We start from the raw sequence: 15,822 nt of genomic DNA, 5'->3' as shown, positions 1-15,822 counted from the left end.
TGTGTAAATCTTGTCATAACCGGCCTGCATTACTGCTGTGCGTGGTTCGACAAGCTCACCATGAGGGATGTGGATTGATGGCGAGGCCAATCGGAAACCTTGCAGAATGTGGCTTCTTGCAATCAGCCCAAGTCCCTCATGGTGAGCTCGTCGAACCACGCACAGCAGCGATGCAGGCAATAGTGAGGCTCCATGGCTGAAGGCAAGATATTCGCTGGACCGCGCATCAGGCGCATTCGCAACGAGCGCGGCCTGACACAAACCTCGATGGCCGAGGCGCTCGGTATTTCGCCGTCCTATCTCAATCTCATCGAGCGCAACCAGCGACCGCTCACGGTTCAGCTCCTGCTCAAGCTCTCCTCAACCTACAAGATTGAGCTCGACACGCTGCAAATGGAGACTGGCTCCTCCATGGCGGTGCTCAAGGAAGTGTTTTCCGATCCGCTGCTTAATGGCGAATTGCCGGGCGATCAGGAGCTGATCGAAATCAGCGATGCGGCGCCCAATGCAGCCACCGGCATCATCAAGCTTTATCGCGCGTACCGGGAATCCCTCGAGCGTCTTTCTGATCTATCGCAACTTCTGGCGAAAGACGGCCGGGCGCCATCTCTTGTCGCCACGCGCATGCCGCTGAATGAGGTGCGCGAGGCGTTGGAGCGCCGCGCCAATCATTTCCCCCGCATTGAGGGGGAGGTCGATAGCTTTACCAGCCTGCTGAAACCCGGCGATGATCTGCTTGGCGCGCTTAAGGCCTGGCTTAAGGCTGAACACGGCATGACGGTACGCATCTTGCCCGTAGCAACTATGCCGAACTGGCGCCGGCGTTATGATCGTCATTCGCAGCGGCTGTTCATATCCGAGCGGCTGTCACCCTTCGACCAGTTGCGCGAAGTGGCGATGGAAGCTGCGCTCATGCGCATGCAGGTGGTCATCGCCGCCGAAATACAGGATCTGAAACTCTCCTCGGACGAGGCGCGGCGCATTGCCCGTTTCGAGTTCGGGCGCTATGCCGCCCATGCGCTGATGATGCCCCATCAAGCTTTTCAGAGTGCCGCTGTTCGCGCTCGCTATGACATTGACGTCCTCCGTTCGCGCTTCCATGTCTCCTTCGAACAGGCCGCCAACCGCCTGACGACGCTTACCGGCAGACAAGACATTCCGTTCTTCATGCTGGAGGTCGACCACGCCGGCAACCGCTTTCGCCGCGCCGGGGCGCAAGGGTTTCCGCAATCGCGTTTCGGCGGCGAGTGCCCGAAGCTGCCTGTCTATGCCGCTTTTGCCCAACCCGGCCAGATCCTCGTCGAGGCGGTTGAAATGCCGGATGGTGCCGAGTTCATGACGATCGCGCGCACGCTGGAAGGGCCGCAAGGCGCCTTCAACGAACGCCCGCGCCGCACTGCGATCCTGCTTGGCTGCGACATCGAATTTGCTGACCAGATCGTCTATGGCAGCGCCATCGGCAACCACAGCATCAGCGCCCCGCCACTTGGCAAATTCGTCGGCTCAACGCCCGTCGGCCCGGCCTGCCGCCTGTGCGAACGCTCGGCGTGCCTCTCCCGGGCCGAACCACCCGTGACGCGGCCAGTGGGACTGGACGAGATGGTGACGGGGCTTAGCGCGTTCGACTTTCAGTAGGGCGAGTTTCGCCATCCAAGAAACGGGAACCGACTCTGAATAAGTTGCGTAGGGTGTGTGGAGATTTGCGTCAGGACGCGACGAAAATGGTGGTTTTCGAGCAACGGAGCGCAGCGTACTTTAGGGTACGTGAGCACCGGAGCGCAGAAAGACGCCATTTGCAGGCCGTCATGGCGTGAAGATCAACGCACTCTAGCCTGGAGGGCCGGTATACCCGACCGCGTTCGGCCCGCCGTTCATCTCTCGAAGCTTGACGATGTATTGTTGCGGACGCAGCAAGTGGCCGGGTGCTTTATATCCCATGGACCGCGCGATCTCGCCCACGAAGGCATTGCAGTTGAACGTCGTTGCTTGCCAAAAGCGCGATCTGGCTTGCAGTTTGCGTATATAGGCAACTACTTTATTGTACTCGGCTTCGTTCAAGGTGACGCGCCAGGTTGCCGACCTGTACTTGTCGTCCGTATCTCCGTCGCTCTCGCCGGTCTCGGCTGGAACGGGTATGTAATGGCCAAGAATATAGGGAACCACGCTGTTCGTAGCCGGGTGGAGGCCGGCGACTTCGCGATCGACTATGTTACCAGCCTTGTCCAGGCGCCCGAACATCACATAGGTATGGCCGTAAGTAAGGGCATAGCGCGAGCGAAACTCGATATAATAGCGTCCGTTTTTTTGCGCGGGCTGGGCTGCTGTCGCCGAGGTCACCTGAACGGCCGCAGCGCCATCACTGGCACCGGACACAGAACCCAGCTTGCTCTCGTCGCTCGTTTGGCATCCCGCCACTGCGAGCCCAAGCGCGATCACAGATAACAGACGAACACTCATGAGCGTCATCCCATCCCAGAATTCATCAAAACGCAATCCTCAAGCCCGGCCATACCCGCTATAAATCATCGGGGGCCGCACAGCCGCCTGTAGAGCCGGCATTTTTTGCGAATCACATGATGCTGGAAGGGTCGGGCGACCCTTCCATTTTTTTGACGAAACTACTTATTTATAAACTGGTGCTGCTGCGGGCTCTTCAGCGACTGGCGGCGGGGCTTTCCCCTTACCCATCGTCCCACACGCGCTTAGGCTGGCAACGGTTAAAGTGCAAACTACAGCGAATAGAATCCTGCTCATCAGATTTCCTTTCCCTCAAAGGCGAGTAGGTGACCGACGGTAGAGTACTACCAATGGTAGAGTAGCACAAATAGTAGTGATGACTAGAGCTTGGTAAGGTAAACGCACAACAAGTGTGTCCCGTTTGCAACAGGGCAGCCCAGCCGGATATTCAGATGATCAACACCGGCGTTCCCAAGGGCGTGGTGTCGTAGAGATAAAGGATGTCCTCATTCGTCAAGCGGATGCACCCGTTCGACACAGCTTGTCCTATCAGCCACGGCTCGTTTGTACCGTGCAGCCGGAACAAGGTGTCGCGGCCGCCGCGGTAGAGATAAAGCGCCCGCGCACCAAGCGGGTTATTTGGTCCGCCGGGCACCCCGCCTGCGTATTGGGCAAGTCGCGGCTTGCGCTTGATCATGCTTGCAGTGGGCATCCACGATGGCCATTCCTCTTTGCGCTCGATCGTCGCTCTGCCCTTGAGCGTCAGCCCCTCCTCACCGACGGCGATACCATAGCGCGTGGCCGACCCGCCATCCTGGACTGCATAGAGGAAACGCTCATAGGTATTGACGACGAGCGTTCCGGGCGCCTCGCTCCCTTGATACGCCACCTCCTGCCGCCGCAAACGGGGATCCATGCCGCGTGGTACGGCAAAAGCAGATGAAATGGGCGACAACGCCTCGCGCACCCCGGAACCGCATCCAGAGGTCATCATTGCCAGACCGCCAAGCATCAGCCCCCGGCGCGTAACTTTTCCATTGATCATTTGTTGCCCCAACCAGTCGACACATTCGCGGCCACCCTAACATCGCAGCAGTTGATGGCCAAGTCTTGCGCGTCGCGGCGATCGACTATGAACAATTACCTGGAATTCCCCGCGGCTCAGGTGTTGTTGAAAAAGCCGACGCTGAAAAGGCACTATTAGAGCTGAACACCTGTGCCGGTGCCGTTAAACCGACAATCAACAGTCGTTTTCCAGACTTAACCTTTGCCGCAAGCTTGGCATTGTCGCGTGCATGAGTATCTCCGCCGTGCCCCTGCCGCCCGTCGCCGGGCCTGACCCTGTCAAGACCACCTCGGAGGCCGCGATAGGCTGTTTGCTGGTGGCGGGTGCCGCGATCGCGTGGAGCACCGGCGGCGCGCTCACGCGCTTCGTCGAAGCCAATGACAACTGGACGATCGTCTTCTGGCGCTCGGTCTTCGCTGCGCTGTTTCTCCTGTGCTTCATGCTGGTGCGCGATGGGCCGCGCGGCACATGGCGGCTGTTTCAGCATATGGGGCTGGCGGGCCTCGGCGTCGCCATTTGCTTCGCCATCGCCTCATCCTGCTTCATTATCGCGTTGTCCTACACGACGGTCGCCAATGTGCTCCTGCTGCAGGCGGGCGTTCCGCTCTTTGCTGCTTTGATCTCGTGGATATTGTTCCGCGAGCGCATCAGTTCCGCCACATGGATTGCCATTGCCGTGGTTATCGCCGGCGTTGCCATCATGGTGTCGGATTCACTTGACGGGGAGGTTTCGCCTATCGGCGATATGCTGGCGCTGTTGATCGCCATCTCGTTCGCCATCGCCACCGTCATCACCCGCCGCAAGGCGCATCTGCGTATGACGCCGGCGGTTTTTCTCGGCGTGGTCATTGCCGCCTGCGTGGCCTCGACGATGGCCGGCCAGTTCAGCACGAGCGCGCGCGATTTCGTGCTGCTCTTTGCGCTTGGCGCGGTCAATCTCGGCCTCGGCCTCGCGTTCTTCGTCAGCGGCGCACGGCTCATTCCCTCGGCCCTGGCCGCGCTGATCAGCACGCTCGAACCTGTGCTCGGCCCGGTCTGGGTCTGGCTCCTGCACAACGAGGTGCCGGCCCCACGCACGATCATCGGCGGTGCCATCATCCTGTGCGCACTGCTCCTGCATCTCGGCTGGGAATATCGGCGTCAAAAGCGCGTGGCGGCGGTCGCCCGTTAGGCGCAATTTTCCGCACAACAACTGCGCCGCATCATTGAAAATTTCGCACTTGCGCAATTTTCAATGAAAGTGTTGCCTGAAGCCAGTTGACGAACCCTTCGCAATCTAAAAAGGTAGGGCTAATCACGGGAACCCCGGCACAATCAAAGTATTAGTGCCAGCATCATGGAGATATAAATGGGAATAAAAGCTGCTCTGTTGACGGCCACTCTCGCGCTCGGAATTACCAGTTCCGCTTGGGCGGCGGACCGCGTCGTCAATGTCTATAACTGGTCGGATTATATCGACCCGACGACTTTGGAGGATTTCACCAAGGAAACCGGCATCAAAGTCGTCTATGACACCTTCGATTCCAACGAGATTCTCGAGACCAAGCTTCTCGCAGGCGGTACTGGCTACGATGTCGTGGTTCCAACGGCCTCTTTCCTTCAGCGCCAGATTGCGGCTGGTGTCTTTCAGAAGTTAGATAAATCCAAATTGCCCAATCTCTCCAATATGTGGGATGTCATCAGCCAGCGTATCGAGAAATACGATCCCGGCAATGAATATTCCGTCGATTGGATGTGGGGCACAACTGGGCTGGGCTACAATGTCGACAAGGCCAAAGCGATCCTTGGTACAGACGAGCCGCCAACATGGGATGCCTTGTTCAAGCCAGAAATTGCTGCGAAGTTCAAGGATTGCGGCATCTATGTTCTCGATTCTGCAACCGATGTCATGCCGTCGGTGCTGGCCTATCTCGGACTTGATCCTGATAGCAAAAATCCCGACGATCTGGCTAAAGCTGGTGCACTGCTCGAAACGGTTCGCCCATATATCCGCAAGTTCCATTCCTCCGAATATATCAACGCACTGGCGAATGGAGATATCTGCCTTGCGCTCGGCTATTCCGGAGATGTCTTCCAGGCGCGTGACCGAGCCGCCGAAGCAAAGGCGGGTGTGACCGTTGGCTATTCCATTCCGGGAGCCGCCCAGATGTGGTTCGACGTGCTTGCTATCCCCGCCGATGCGCCGCATGTGGCAGAGGCGCATGAACTCATCAATTACTTGATGAGGCCGGATGTCGTCGCCAAAGCGTCCAACGTTGTGTTCTATGCCAACGGCAACAAGGCTTCGCAATCATCCATCGCCAAGGAAATCCTGGACGATCCGGCTATCTATCCAACACCGGAGGTGCTGGCCAAGCTCTTTACGGTCACGCCCTATGACACAAAAACCCAGCGCGTCGTCACGCGCTTGTGGACGAAAGTGGTCACAGGCCAATAAATTAAAGAGACCCCGGCAGCCAATGCCGGGGTCTTTTGAAATCAAGAACAGAAAAGACCGGGGCAAATCATGAAATCATTGGGAAGTTTTCGCCGCACATTCGCTCCTTGGAACGATCCGCAGGCGAAGCCCTTTATCGCGATCGAAAATGTCACCAAGAAGTTCGGTGATTTCGCGGCAGTCAATGATTTGTCCCTCAACATCTATAATCGCGAATTCTTTGCGCTGCTGGGTGCTTCGGGCTGCGGCAAGTCGACTCTCCTGCGCATGCTTGCCGGCTTCGAAGAGCCGACCGCCGGGCGCATTCTCATCGATGGTCAGGATATGCGCGGCATTCCGCCCTACAAGCGCCCGGTCAACATGATGTTCCAGTCCTATGCGCTTTTTCCGCACATGACGGTCGAAGGTAATATCGCTTTTGGCCTGAAGCAGGAGGGCATGGCCAAGAGCGATATCGAGGCGCGCGTCGCCGAAATGCTCAAGCTTGTGAAGCTCGAGCAGTTCGCCAAGCGCAAGCCACACCAGCTCTCCGGCGGTCAACGCCAGCGCGTGGCGCTAGCGCGTTGCGTTGCCAAACGTCCGAAGGTTTTGCTGCTCGACGAGCCGCTCGGTGCGCTCGACAAGAAACTGCGCGAGGAAACCCAGTTTGAACTCATGGACCTGCAGATGAAGCTCGGCCTGACATTCGTGGTGGTGACCCACGATCAGGAAGAGGCGATGACCATGGCCGACCGTATCGCGGTCATGGACAAGGGCAAGGTCATGCAGGTGGCAACGCCGGCGGAAGTCTATGAAGCCCCAAACTCGAAGTTCGTCGCCGACTTCATCGGCAATGTGAACATGTTCGAAGGTACCGCTGCCGCAGTCGCCAATGGCAAGATCGACATTGCCGTCGCTCCTGAAAACCTGACGATCCGCACCGATGCCGCCTCGAGAAGCTGCACTGTCGGCCAGCCGGTCGGCTTTGCCATAAGGCCGGAGAAAATCCGGGTTAGCCGCAAGCAGCCCGCCGATCCGTCAATCAACTCTGCGCATGGGGAGCTTTATGACATCGCCTATTTCGGTGACATGACAGTTTTCCATGTGAAGCTTGAAAGCGGCCGGATCATCAAGGCTGCGAGCCTCAACGCTGTGCGCACGGTCGAAGACCCGCTCGGCTATGACGATACGGTCTGGGTCAACTTCGATACCGACGCCGGTATCGTGTTGACCGCGTGAGGGGGATGATGTCATGCAGAAATTGATATCTTCCGTTGCTGGCCGGCTGGTGATCGCCGTTCCCTACCTGTGGCTGCTGATCTTCTTCCTCATTCCCTTTGTCATCGTCTTCAAGATATCGCTTTCGGAAGTCGCGATGGCGATCCCGCCCTATACGCCGGCGTTCAACCTGTCGGCTGGCTGGCAAGCGTTTGCCGATAATTTCTCCCAACTCTCGTGGGACAACTATATCTGGCTGTTGGAGGACCCGCTTTATTACAAAGCCTATATCTCCAGCGTGATCATCGCTGGGGTCTCGACAGTACTGACACTGATCGTCGGCTACCCGATCGCATACGGTATGGCGCGCGCGCCGGCGACGGTGCGGCCAACACTGCTGATGCTGGTCATCCTGCCGTTCTGGACCAGTTTCCTGATTCGCGTCTATGCGTGGATAGGCATTTTGAAGCCAGAGGGTCTGCTCAACCAGTTCCTGATGTGGGCGCACGTGATCGACACGCCATTGAACATCCTCAACACCAATACAGCCGTCTTTATCGGTATCGTCTATTCCTACCTGCCATTTCTGATTCTGCCGATCTATTCGGCGCTGGAAAAGATGGACTACTCCCTGGTCGAAGCAGCTGAAGATCTCGGCTGTCCGCCCATACTCGCCTTCTGGAAAATCACCTTTCGCCTGTCGATGCCGGGCGTCATAGCCGGGTGTTTCCTGGTTTTCATTCCTGCGGTTGGTGAATTCGTCATTCCTGACCTCCTCGGCGGATCGCAGACCCTGATGATTGGTAAGACGCTGTGGAACGAGTTCTTCTCCAACCGCGATTGGCCGGTTTCCTCCGCCGTCGCTGTTATCCTTCTGCTGTTGCTGGTCGTGCCGATCGTTCTGTTCCAGCGTGCGGAAGCACGGGCGCAGGAAAGCGAGAAATAAAATGAACACCACCTGGTCCCGCTTCAACATTGCCTCCCTGGTTTTCGGTTTCGCCTTCCTTTATTTGCCGATCGTCCTTCTGGTCGTCTTTTCGTTCAACGAATCCCGGCTCGTCACCGTGTGGGCGGGGTTTTCGACAAAATGGTACGTCTCTCTGTTCCACAACCAGAGCTTTATCGATGCGGCTTGGGTAACCATCCGCGTCGGGCTGGTCTCTGCCACAGTTGCGACAATTCTCGGAACACTCGGTGCCTTGGCTATGACCCGCTATACGCGCTTTCGCGGGCGCTTGCTGTTTTCAGCAATGATCTACGCGCCGCTGGTCATGCCGGAAGTCATCACTGGATTGTCGATGCTTCTGCTCTTCGTTGCCATCGGCTTCGACCGCGGCCTGTGGACCATGATCCTCGCACATATCACCTTCTCCATGTGCTTTGTCGCCGTCGTCGTGCAGTCGCGACTGGTGACATTTGACCGCTCGCTGGAAGAAGCGGCGATGGACCTTGGGGCAACGCCGGTCACGACGTTCTTCAAGGTAACACTGCCGGTGATCCTGCCGGCAGTGGTCTCTGGCTGGATGCTTGCCTTCACCCTTTCGCTGGACGATCTGGTCATTTCCAGCTTCACCTCAGGGCCGGGCGCGACCACGCTGCCCATGCGTATTTACTCGCAGGTCCGACTCGGCGTGACGCCGGAAATCAACGCCGCCTGTACCATCCTGATTGCCATCGTAGCAGTCGGCGTGATCATTGCGTCGATCGCCAACAAGCGCCGCGAGGTCCAGAAGGCACGCGACGAACAGGCCGCTGCACGGAACTAGCCGACGTTTCTTTACACACCTTTACACAACAAATATTTGAGCATATTAATTGAGACTAGGCAGTTGAATGTCGCCAAAACGCAGTCCTATGACGCCACGCGAAGTTGTCAAACATTTGCGTTCCGACGGATGGGAGATCAAGCGGAAGGGACCTGGAGACCACGTTCAGTATGTTCATCCTTCCAAGCCGGGTAAAGTTACCGTCGATATGGGTGTTACGGAATTTCCAATAAAGACACTTAGGTCCATCTTCATACAGGCTGGCTGGGATTGGTAAGCCGGCCATAGTCGCACAGGAGGCCAAAATGCCATTTACCTATGCTATTCTACATGAAGGCGATAAAGGCTTTGGTATATCGTTTCCAGATTTTCCGGGTTGCGTTTCTGGTGGACAAACTGAAGAGGATGCGATCCGCAGGGGAGAGGAAACACTCAACTTTCATGTGGCTGGCATGGTCGAAGACGGAGACCAACTTCCCTTTGTTCGTACCCTCTCGGAACTTAGATCCGACCCATTATTTGCCGATAGTCTTGGTGACGGTTTTTTGACGATTGTGCTGTTTGATTTGCCTGGGAAATCTGTGCGCATCAATGTGTCGATGGATGAAAACTTATTAGACGCCATCGATAGAGCCGCCCAGGCAAAAGGGCAGTCACGGTCGGCTTATTTGGCCGATGCGGCTCGCGCGCGTATTCGCAGTGCGGCTTGAGCCCGTCTACTGCGCAATGATTGGCGAGATAAACGGATTGTCCCAGGAACCGCCTATGAAAAAGCGTGTGTGATTGACCGTCGGTTCCGGCTTGGGTGCGTCCGGTGCAGCGCCTGCCGCCGGGGCCGCAGCGGGAACCGGGGCCGCGAAGTCACCTGTGAGCGCGAGGCTCTTGCCGATCAGCGTCACGATGCCGGCAAAACTCAGCGTACCGGACTTGGTCTGGATTTGCGCCGTCTCCAGTGCCGCCACGCCATCCATGATATTCGCCTTGGCCTCGAATTTGTCGAAGGCCAGCCAGGCATCCGTCTTTTCGTTGAGGCTGAAGAAACGGTCCGTCTTGGCTTTGCTCAGGAGCCCGTTGAAGTCCAGGCTGCGGATCTGTCCGCTAGCGAAGCGCATGGACAGTGTTCCCTTGGCGTTGCCGAGCGCTGTTGACCAACGTGATATCGGACCCTTCAAGACAAGGGACATCGTTCCCTTGCCCAATTGGAAGCGATCGCCAAATCCAAGCAGGGAGGCGATCGAAGCACTGTTCACATCTGTGCCGTTGAGGCGCAATTCACCGGTCGTTGCGCCATCCCCCTCATCCGCAAGCTGGAAACTTGCGGCAACCGAACCACCGAACGCCGAGGCCTCGCCGATATCGAACATGGCGCGCCCATTGCGGATTTGTGCCGTTGCCGCGACCTTCGAGAGATCGATCGTCCCGATGGTCGCTTTCTGTGTGGAGACGCGCAGATCAAGATTGAGCAGCTTCAGGAAACCACTGTCGATAACCGCGTCAGCGTTCGTGGTACCATCCGGCAAGGGCATGAAACCTGAGAACACCGAATGAATGTCGAGCGTTTCGAAGGCAAGCGTACCGGTAACGCTGGGTGTTCCCTGATTAAGCACGACCTCGATCACGCCCTTCGCGGGATTGTCGTTCAGTGTTGCCGTCAGCCCGTCCAGTTTCATGCGCGTAGCGGATCCGGAGACGGATGCATCCAGTGCGAAACTGCCGATCGGCGCGCCAGGAATTGTCGCCATTCTCGACCATTCAAGCGTGCGTCTTAGAGATGGCGAGGTCAGTGAAAGCGTGCCTTCGTAAAACTGGCCCTTGGAGACATTGGCCGATCCATTGAATGACAGTGTGAGAGGTGTCGAGCTAAGATTGACCTGCAGAGGACTGGTGCCGCCAGCCAGAAGCAACAACGCCCGCGTCGCAGAACTGTCAATTTCCGTTTCTTCGCCGTGCCAGATGGCCTTGCCCTGGAAACTGGCAACACCCGAAGTCTGCGGCCAGTCGAAAACGCCGCTGATGCTCGAAATCTGTTCTTCGGCGCCGTTGATTGGCCGCTTGAAGGTGACCGTCGCGTCTTCGAGCCGCACACGCCCGAACGGTTGCGACGATACACTGCTCATATCCGGCTTGGCGGGATTGGCTTCAACAGCAACGCGCGCTTCCCGGACGACATCGCCGATCCGGCCGTCACTCTTGGCAAGGGCTTCACCGATCTCTGACAGGCTTTTGATCGGTTCGTCGATGACAAATTTCGGCCGTACGATTTTGGTTTCGGTGAATTCGATATTGCCCATCAGCGCGGAAAGTAACGACAGGTCGACTTCGATGCGCTCCGCCTGCATGAATGGTGCGCCTTCACTCTGCCATGGATTGCGGATTGTCACATCGCCCAGCGAGGCGGCGAATACGGGGAAAAACGATATCTGCGGCGACTGGCGCGACTCGACGCTATAGCCGGTCCAGTTGCTGATTTCCTGGATGAGCCTCGCCCGGATCAGATCCGTGCTGACGAGGTAGGGCAGGGCCGCCAGAACTCCCACGGCGATGAGAGCCAACATCACGATCGTGGCGAGAAGGTTCCTTGGCCTGTACCAGGACATGAGCGTTTCCGATTTCAGTCCCTTCAGCTGCATGCTGTAAGGATTTTTGCATTGCCTTCCACGGTTTAGCGATCATGCGGGGCAATTCAAGCCGGTATAGACCTTTTACGATCGATTTGTTGGAAATGACCCGTTTGTGAATTGGCCGTCTATTCAGCAAGAACACGCGTGGACGGAAATGTTATCTCGACCATTGTTCCGCGACCGGGATTGGAGTCGATCGTGAAATTGGCGCGGTTGGCTTCGGCCATCGCCTTGGTCAACGGCAGGCCAAGACCGGTACCATCGCTTCGAGAATGCTTCGGCGTGGTGATCTGCTTGTAGGGCCGCAGGGCCTGTTCGACCTCCTGTCGCGTCATGCCGATGCCCGTGTCCCGCACGCGCAAAAGCACATCGCCGCTCGCCTCATAGCTCGTGGAGACAATGACCTGGCCGCCGGGCCCGGTGAACCGGATGGCATTGGACAAGAGATTGAGCGCGATCTGGGTGATCGAACGATGGTCTGCGACAATGTCGGGCAGCCGCGATGTCAGGCTCGAACGAATGATAACCCGCTCGCGGTTCGCTTGCGGCTGCATGATGGCGACGGCTTCCGTCAGCGCTTCGTTGAGCGAAACCGCCTCGAAATCCATCTCGACGGCTCCGGCCTCGATCTTCGAAATATCGAGAAGATCGTTGACCAGCGACAGGACATGATTGCCGGAGCGGCTGATATCGTTCAGATAGTCGCGGTAGCGTTCGCTGCCGATAGGGCCGAACTTCTCGTCCGCCATCAATTCGGAAAAGCCGATGATGGCATTGAGCGGTGTGCGGATTTCATGGCTGATGCGTGCCAGAAATTCGCTCTTTTGGGCAGATGTACGTTCCGCCTCTCGCCGGGCGCTGACCAGCTCTTCTTCAGCCCGCTTCCAATGTGTGATGTCACGCAGGACAACACAGTAGCCCTTGGAGGCATCAAGCTTGCCGATGGTCATGAACAGGGGGATGAAGCGGCCTTGGGCTTCACGGCCGATCACCTCGCGCCCGTCATTGAGCAGACTGGCGACGCCATTTTCCGAAAGACTGTTCAGATAATCCATCGCCGCGCGCTGACTTTCGATGGCGAAGAGCATGGAGAAGGCTTTACCGGTCAACTCCTCCGGCTCGTAGCCGAAGAGCGCAGCGGCGGAATGGTTGACGGAGCGGATCGAGCCGGCTGAATCGAGCAGGATCACGCCGTCGGTCGCCGTATCGAGAATGGCGCTGAGCTCATCGATGCGCGTCTGCAGGAGCTGGCGTTCGCTCATCTCGAAATGATCGGCAGTCGGGGCTTGCGGCGACAATGCGAGCAGCAGCGCGCGCTCGCCATTCTCGGTTGCTTCGTCCCAGCGGACCGCCTGCAGATGCGCCTGCACCCGCATCACCGAGCCATCGCTGCGCCGCAGGTTCATGCCGGCTTCGTCGTCCTCTCTGCCATCGTCATTTTCATCGGCGAAGAGGATGCTCAAGCCGCCCGCATCGTTTATCGCTTCGGCAGACGCATACAATATGCTCTCCAGCAGCGCGGGATTTGCATAAAGTATCTGGCCCTGGCGGTGAATCAGGACCGGCAAGGGCAGGGCGGCGAGAAGGGACGTGTCGACGCCCTGCCGAGCCTGTTCGCGGATGTTGACCGCAAAATCCTCAGGCCGGGCGAGTTCGTCCTTGTTATCGCGTTCCGCAACGGCATAGCCCGGACCGACCACTTCCGCATCCGGAACCTCGGGCTTCATCTTCGAAGCCGGAGGTGCAGCAGGCGCAGGTTCTGCGTCGCGACCGCTCTTCGGGCCGTCGCCCAGCACTTCGCGGCGCAGCCTTTCGGCAATTTCGCGAAATGCATTGCGTTCGGCATCGTTCAGCCGCCCGTCGTCGCGTGAGGGCCGCTGCGTCTTGAGCGGAATGATGTTGTCCGTTGTATCTGGCGTGATCTCTAGAGCGGGTTTTTCCCCGTTGAACATGTCTACGGTGGCACTCAGCACGTCCGTTTGTCCGTCCTTCAATGTCTTGCCGGCGGCTTTCGGATCGGCTGTGACATCACCCATGCGGGCCACGCCAAACCCCCGGAAACCCAGGAATGCCCGGTCACGCGAATAGATCGGCAGTGCCGCAAGCTCGATCGGCACGCGCAGGTCCGTGCCTTGGATTGGCCATAGCACCGTCCGTCCCGACCATGTGTCGCGGCGCTCGAGAAGCGCGGCGATTTCCTCATTTTCGTCGAACCCATGGCTCGCAGCCACGGCCCGGAAAGATCTGCCGATGATCGACGCCGATTGCGGTCCGACAGCGGCCGAGAATTCTGGTGATATCTCGCTGAAATTCGCCTGCGCGTCGACCTTCCAGACAAAGCGCACCGGCGCCTCGGATGGTACGTACTGGAAAACGCCCGAAGGTGTTTCCGTGTCTTCGAATGATGGCTCGAGCGCAAAGGATGTTTGAGGCGCTGCCGCTGCATGATCTACCTGCGCATCGGCAATGGGCGCCTCGGGCACAACGGCAAGTTCTGGCTGCGCCGCAATCTCGCTTGTCTGCCCGTCCACAATCTCCGGCTCGATCGCAAACAACAGATGCATTGCGGGGCTGTCGGTCAGTCTTGCAATGCCGGTAGGTATAGTGCCCTTCGCTGTCTGTACTGGGCGCTTGACCAAACGGTCGCGCTCGAGCCGCACCTCCCGCACGAGATCGCCGAGGATCTTGTCGTTGAATGCGAGCCTGGCAAACTGCTGCGATGCGGCGATCACGCCGCCATTGGCGTCGATCATCGCCGCATGCGTTGTCCGGTCGCCAAAGCCCTTGATTGCCAATGCTGCGATCTGCTTTCCGGAGCTTGCCCGATCAGCATTGGCGATGGAGAGAAGAATGGCCTGTTCGCCGCGCGGCAGTTTCAGATCGCTCGCCTGGAATGTCAGGATGCGGCTGGAAAGCCCGAAGGCAATGCGTAACGAGACAGTGCGTCCGTGCCCGATGGCAGGAAAACCATCCAGCGCCATCAGCTGCCGCCGTGCCTGTATGCCGAGCACCGCTCCGCCACCCAGTATCTCGTCGATCGACGCATAGCCAAGCATCGACGCCCCTTGGCCATTGGCCCAGATGACGTTCTGCAGATCCTGCGATATCACGACGAGCGCATCGCCATTGGCAAAGTGCTCGCGGATCTCGTCGAGGACGGCGATGTCGATGAATGGATAAGTTCCAGACGCCATATGTTGACCAGCATGCTCCGATCGAATAGTCGCATCCTCGCGATGTTCTTAAGACTTTGTTAATAATGATCCAGCCGTCACTCGTCCACTCGCAGCCCTCTATCTTACATGTCTTTCTCTTGGTTTAGTTAACTTCCGTCGCGGCAATACAACCGTCCACATAATAATTTCGATTTAGAAAGAGGCGCTCGATTGTGCACTGCAAAATAAATGTTGCAACGCACCATATTCTGGATTATATAGGGGTCATGAAATCAGCTGCAGAGGCGAATGACCATCTGCACCAAGGAAGGAACCTGTTATGAGCAAGACCACCAAACAGACTGCCGATGCGTTCTCGATCCCTACTTTCGATGCAACCGCTGTAACCGACCAGGTTCGCGAATTCACCGAAAAGGGCGTTGCTCAGTCCAAGGAAGCTTATGCCAAGATCAAGGATCAGGCCGAAGCTGCCCAGAAGACGCTTGAAACCACTTTTGAAACTGCTCAGTCGAATGGCGCCGCTCTTTCGCTCAAGGCATTGGCTGCATTCCGCGCCAACACCGAAGCCGGCTTCGCTCACATCGAAGCGCTGATCGGCGTGAAGTCCTTTGGTGAAGTGATCGAACTGCAGAGCGCATTCGTTCGCAAGCAGGCTGAAGCCATCTCCGGTCAGGCCAAGGAATTCCAGGCTGTTGCTTCGAAGGCCGTTGAAGAAATCTCCGCACCGGTCAAGTCGGCTGTCGAGAAGGCAATCAAGGACGTCAAGGTCGCCTAATTGGTGATTGGACGCAAGAAATACCCCGACGGCACTCCTCCTCCCGGCCGTAGGGGAAGCAAGACTTCATGGCTCCTCCCGCCTGGTCTTGCGCTGATGGAAAAAGGCCGGATCCTCCCCCGGCCTTTTTCTTTTTTCGGTTTGTGCTTGTCTTTGTTGCATCGAACACTTGCAAAAAGCGTCAATCCTTCGTATGTGACGCCTGTCAAAAATATGACGGTACGCGGTCGTAGCTCAGTTGGTTAGAGCGCAGGATTGTGGCTCCTGAGGTCGGTGGTTCGAGCCCACCCGTCCGTACCATTTCTTCACGAAACTCCTTAAATCCAA

General features: G+C 57.5%; 14 protein-coding genes and 1 tRNA gene. 11 read left to right on the top strand and 4 right to left on the bottom strand.

From position 1 onward, the window contains the following. The first annotated feature begins 192 nt into the window (after window positions 1–192). Entirely contained in the window at window positions 193–1,635 is a 1,443-nt protein-coding gene (locus FHS21_RS20470) for a helix-turn-helix domain-containing protein (protein WP_112551455.1), read from the top strand. A 192-nt stretch (window positions 1,636–1,827) separates the two neighbouring features. On the opposite strand, the gene FHS21_RS20465 is transcribed toward FHS21_RS20470, so the two are convergent. After that, entirely contained in the window at window positions 1,828–2,466 is a 639-nt protein-coding gene (locus FHS21_RS20465) for a hypothetical protein (RefSeq protein WP_112526075.1), read from the bottom strand. A gap of 439 nt (window positions 2,467–2,905) precedes the next feature. Next, complete coding sequence (locus FHS21_RS20460; protein ID WP_112526071.1) at window positions 2,906–3,502, bottom strand: L,D-transpeptidase; 597 nt, start codon at window positions 3,500–3,502, stop codon at window positions 2,906–2,908. A gap of 65 nt (window positions 3,503–3,567) precedes the next feature. Between FHS21_RS20460 and FHS21_RS20455 the strand changes: the two genes are divergently transcribed. The 8 genes from FHS21_RS20455 (at window position 3,568) to FHS21_RS20420 (ending at window position 9,633) form a co-directional block, all read left to right on the top strand. After that, window positions 3,568–3,756, top strand: coding sequence for a hypothetical protein (locus tag FHS21_RS20455; RefSeq protein WP_158482244.1), 189 nt, complete (start codon window positions 3,568–3,570; stop codon window positions 3,754–3,756). Beyond that, entirely contained in the window at window positions 3,753–4,694 is a 942-nt protein-coding gene (locus FHS21_RS20450; protein ID WP_112551456.1) for a DMT family transporter, read from the top strand. The genes FHS21_RS20455 and FHS21_RS20450 overlap by 4 nt, the downstream gene beginning before the upstream one ends. A gap of 177 nt (window positions 4,695–4,871) precedes the next feature. Then, window positions 4,872–5,960 carry a polyamine ABC transporter substrate-binding protein gene (locus tag FHS21_RS20445; protein WP_112551457.1) on the top strand — a complete coding sequence of 363 codons (1,089 nt, stop codon included), beginning with the start codon at window positions 4,872–4,874 and terminating at the stop codon, window positions 5,958–5,960. A 69-nt stretch (window positions 5,961–6,029) separates the two neighbouring features. Further along, window positions 6,030–7,178 (top strand): ABC transporter ATP-binding protein, encoded by a 1,149-nt coding sequence (locus tag FHS21_RS20440; RefSeq protein WP_112551458.1) that lies wholly within the window; start codon window positions 6,030–6,032, stop codon window positions 7,176–7,178. A gap of 13 nt (window positions 7,179–7,191) precedes the next feature. Then, entirely contained in the window at window positions 7,192–8,103 is a 912-nt protein-coding gene (locus FHS21_RS20435) for an ABC transporter permease subunit (RefSeq protein WP_112551459.1), read from the top strand. 1 nt (window position 8,104) lies between these two features. Continuing rightward, a complete protein-coding gene (locus FHS21_RS20430) occupies window positions 8,105–8,923 on the top strand; it encodes an ABC transporter permease (RefSeq protein WP_112526061.1) in 819 nt (272 codons plus the stop codon). Window positions 8,924–8,990: 67 nt separating this feature from the next. Next, window positions 8,991–9,200, top strand: coding sequence for a type II toxin-antitoxin system HicA family toxin (locus FHS21_RS20425; RefSeq protein ID WP_112526059.1), 210 nt, complete (start codon window positions 8,991–8,993; stop codon window positions 9,198–9,200). Window positions 9,201–9,228: 28 nt separating this feature from the next. After that, window positions 9,229–9,633, top strand: a complete 405-nt coding sequence (locus tag FHS21_RS20420; protein WP_112551460.1) for a type II toxin-antitoxin system HicB family antitoxin — start codon at window positions 9,229–9,231, stop codon at window positions 9,631–9,633. A 6-nt stretch (window positions 9,634–9,639) separates the two neighbouring features. On the opposite strand, the gene FHS21_RS20415 is transcribed toward FHS21_RS20420, so the two are convergent. Next, complete coding sequence (locus tag FHS21_RS20415) at window positions 9,640–11,520, bottom strand: AsmA family protein (RefSeq protein ID WP_183663817.1); 1,881 nt, start codon at window positions 11,518–11,520, stop codon at window positions 9,640–9,642. Between the two features lie 149 nt (window positions 11,521–11,669). Next, window positions 11,670–14,738 (bottom strand): PAS domain S-box protein, encoded by a 3,069-nt coding sequence (locus FHS21_RS20410; protein WP_112551462.1) that lies wholly within the window; start codon window positions 14,736–14,738, stop codon window positions 11,670–11,672. 301 nt (window positions 14,739–15,039) lie between these two features. Here FHS21_RS20410 and FHS21_RS20405 point away from each other — a divergent pair, with 301 nt between their 5' ends. Both FHS21_RS20405 and FHS21_RS20400 read left to right on the top strand, forming a co-directional pair. Next, the gene (locus tag FHS21_RS20405) at window positions 15,040–15,495 is read left to right on the top strand and encodes a phasin (RefSeq protein ID WP_112526051.1); all 456 of its coding nucleotides are present in this window, start codon (window positions 15,040–15,042) and stop codon (window positions 15,493–15,495) included. Between the two features lie 223 nt (window positions 15,496–15,718). After that, window positions 15,719–15,795: transfer RNA gene (locus tag FHS21_RS20400), tRNA-His, on the top strand. Window positions 15,796–15,822 lie beyond the last annotated feature (27 nt).

The organism is Phyllobacterium trifolii (assembly GCF_014192095.1).
Lineage (GTDB): Bacteria > Pseudomonadota > Alphaproteobacteria > Rhizobiales > Rhizobiaceae > Phyllobacterium > Phyllobacterium trifolii.
This window is presented reverse-complemented; position numbering and strand designations above follow the sequence as displayed.

Bases quoted from the DNA above. Each gene is read 5' to 3' on its own strand.
- FHS21_RS20470 (WP_112551455.1), top strand. From the start codon at position 193: ATGGCTGAAGGCAAGATATTCGCTGGACCGCGCATCAGGCGCATTCGC.
- FHS21_RS20465 (WP_112526075.1), bottom strand. From the start codon at position 2,466: ATGACGCTCATGAGTGTTCGTCTGTTATCTGTGATCGCGCTTGGGCTC.
- FHS21_RS20460 (WP_112526071.1), bottom strand. From the start codon at position 3,502: ATGATCAATGGAAAAGTTACGCGCCGGGGGCTGATGCTTGGCGGTCTG.
- FHS21_RS20450 (WP_112551456.1), top strand. From the start codon at position 3,753: ATGAGTATCTCCGCCGTGCCCCTGCCGCCCGTCGCCGGGCCTGACCCT.
- FHS21_RS20445 (WP_112551457.1), top strand. From the start codon at position 4,872: ATGGGAATAAAAGCTGCTCTGTTGACGGCCACTCTCGCGCTCGGAATT.
- FHS21_RS20440 (WP_112551458.1), top strand. From the start codon at position 6,030: ATGAAATCATTGGGAAGTTTTCGCCGCACATTCGCTCCTTGGAACGAT.
- FHS21_RS20435 (WP_112551459.1), top strand. From the start codon at position 7,192: ATGCAGAAATTGATATCTTCCGTTGCTGGCCGGCTGGTGATCGCCGTT.
- FHS21_RS20430 (WP_112526061.1), top strand. From the start codon at position 8,105: ATGAACACCACCTGGTCCCGCTTCAACATTGCCTCCCTGGTTTTCGGT.
- FHS21_RS20425 (WP_112526059.1), top strand. From the start codon at position 8,991: ATGTCGCCAAAACGCAGTCCTATGACGCCACGCGAAGTTGTCAAACAT.
- FHS21_RS20420 (WP_112551460.1), top strand. From the start codon at position 9,229: ATGCCATTTACCTATGCTATTCTACATGAAGGCGATAAAGGCTTTGGT.
- FHS21_RS20415 (WP_183663817.1), bottom strand. From the start codon at position 11,520: ATGTCCTGGTACAGGCCAAGGAACCTTCTCGCCACGATCGTGATGTTG.
- FHS21_RS20410 (WP_112551462.1), bottom strand. From the start codon at position 14,738: ATGGCGTCTGGAACTTATCCATTCATCGACATCGCCGTCCTCGACGAG.
- FHS21_RS20405 (WP_112526051.1), top strand. From the start codon at position 15,040: ATGAGCAAGACCACCAAACAGACTGCCGATGCGTTCTCGATCCCTACT.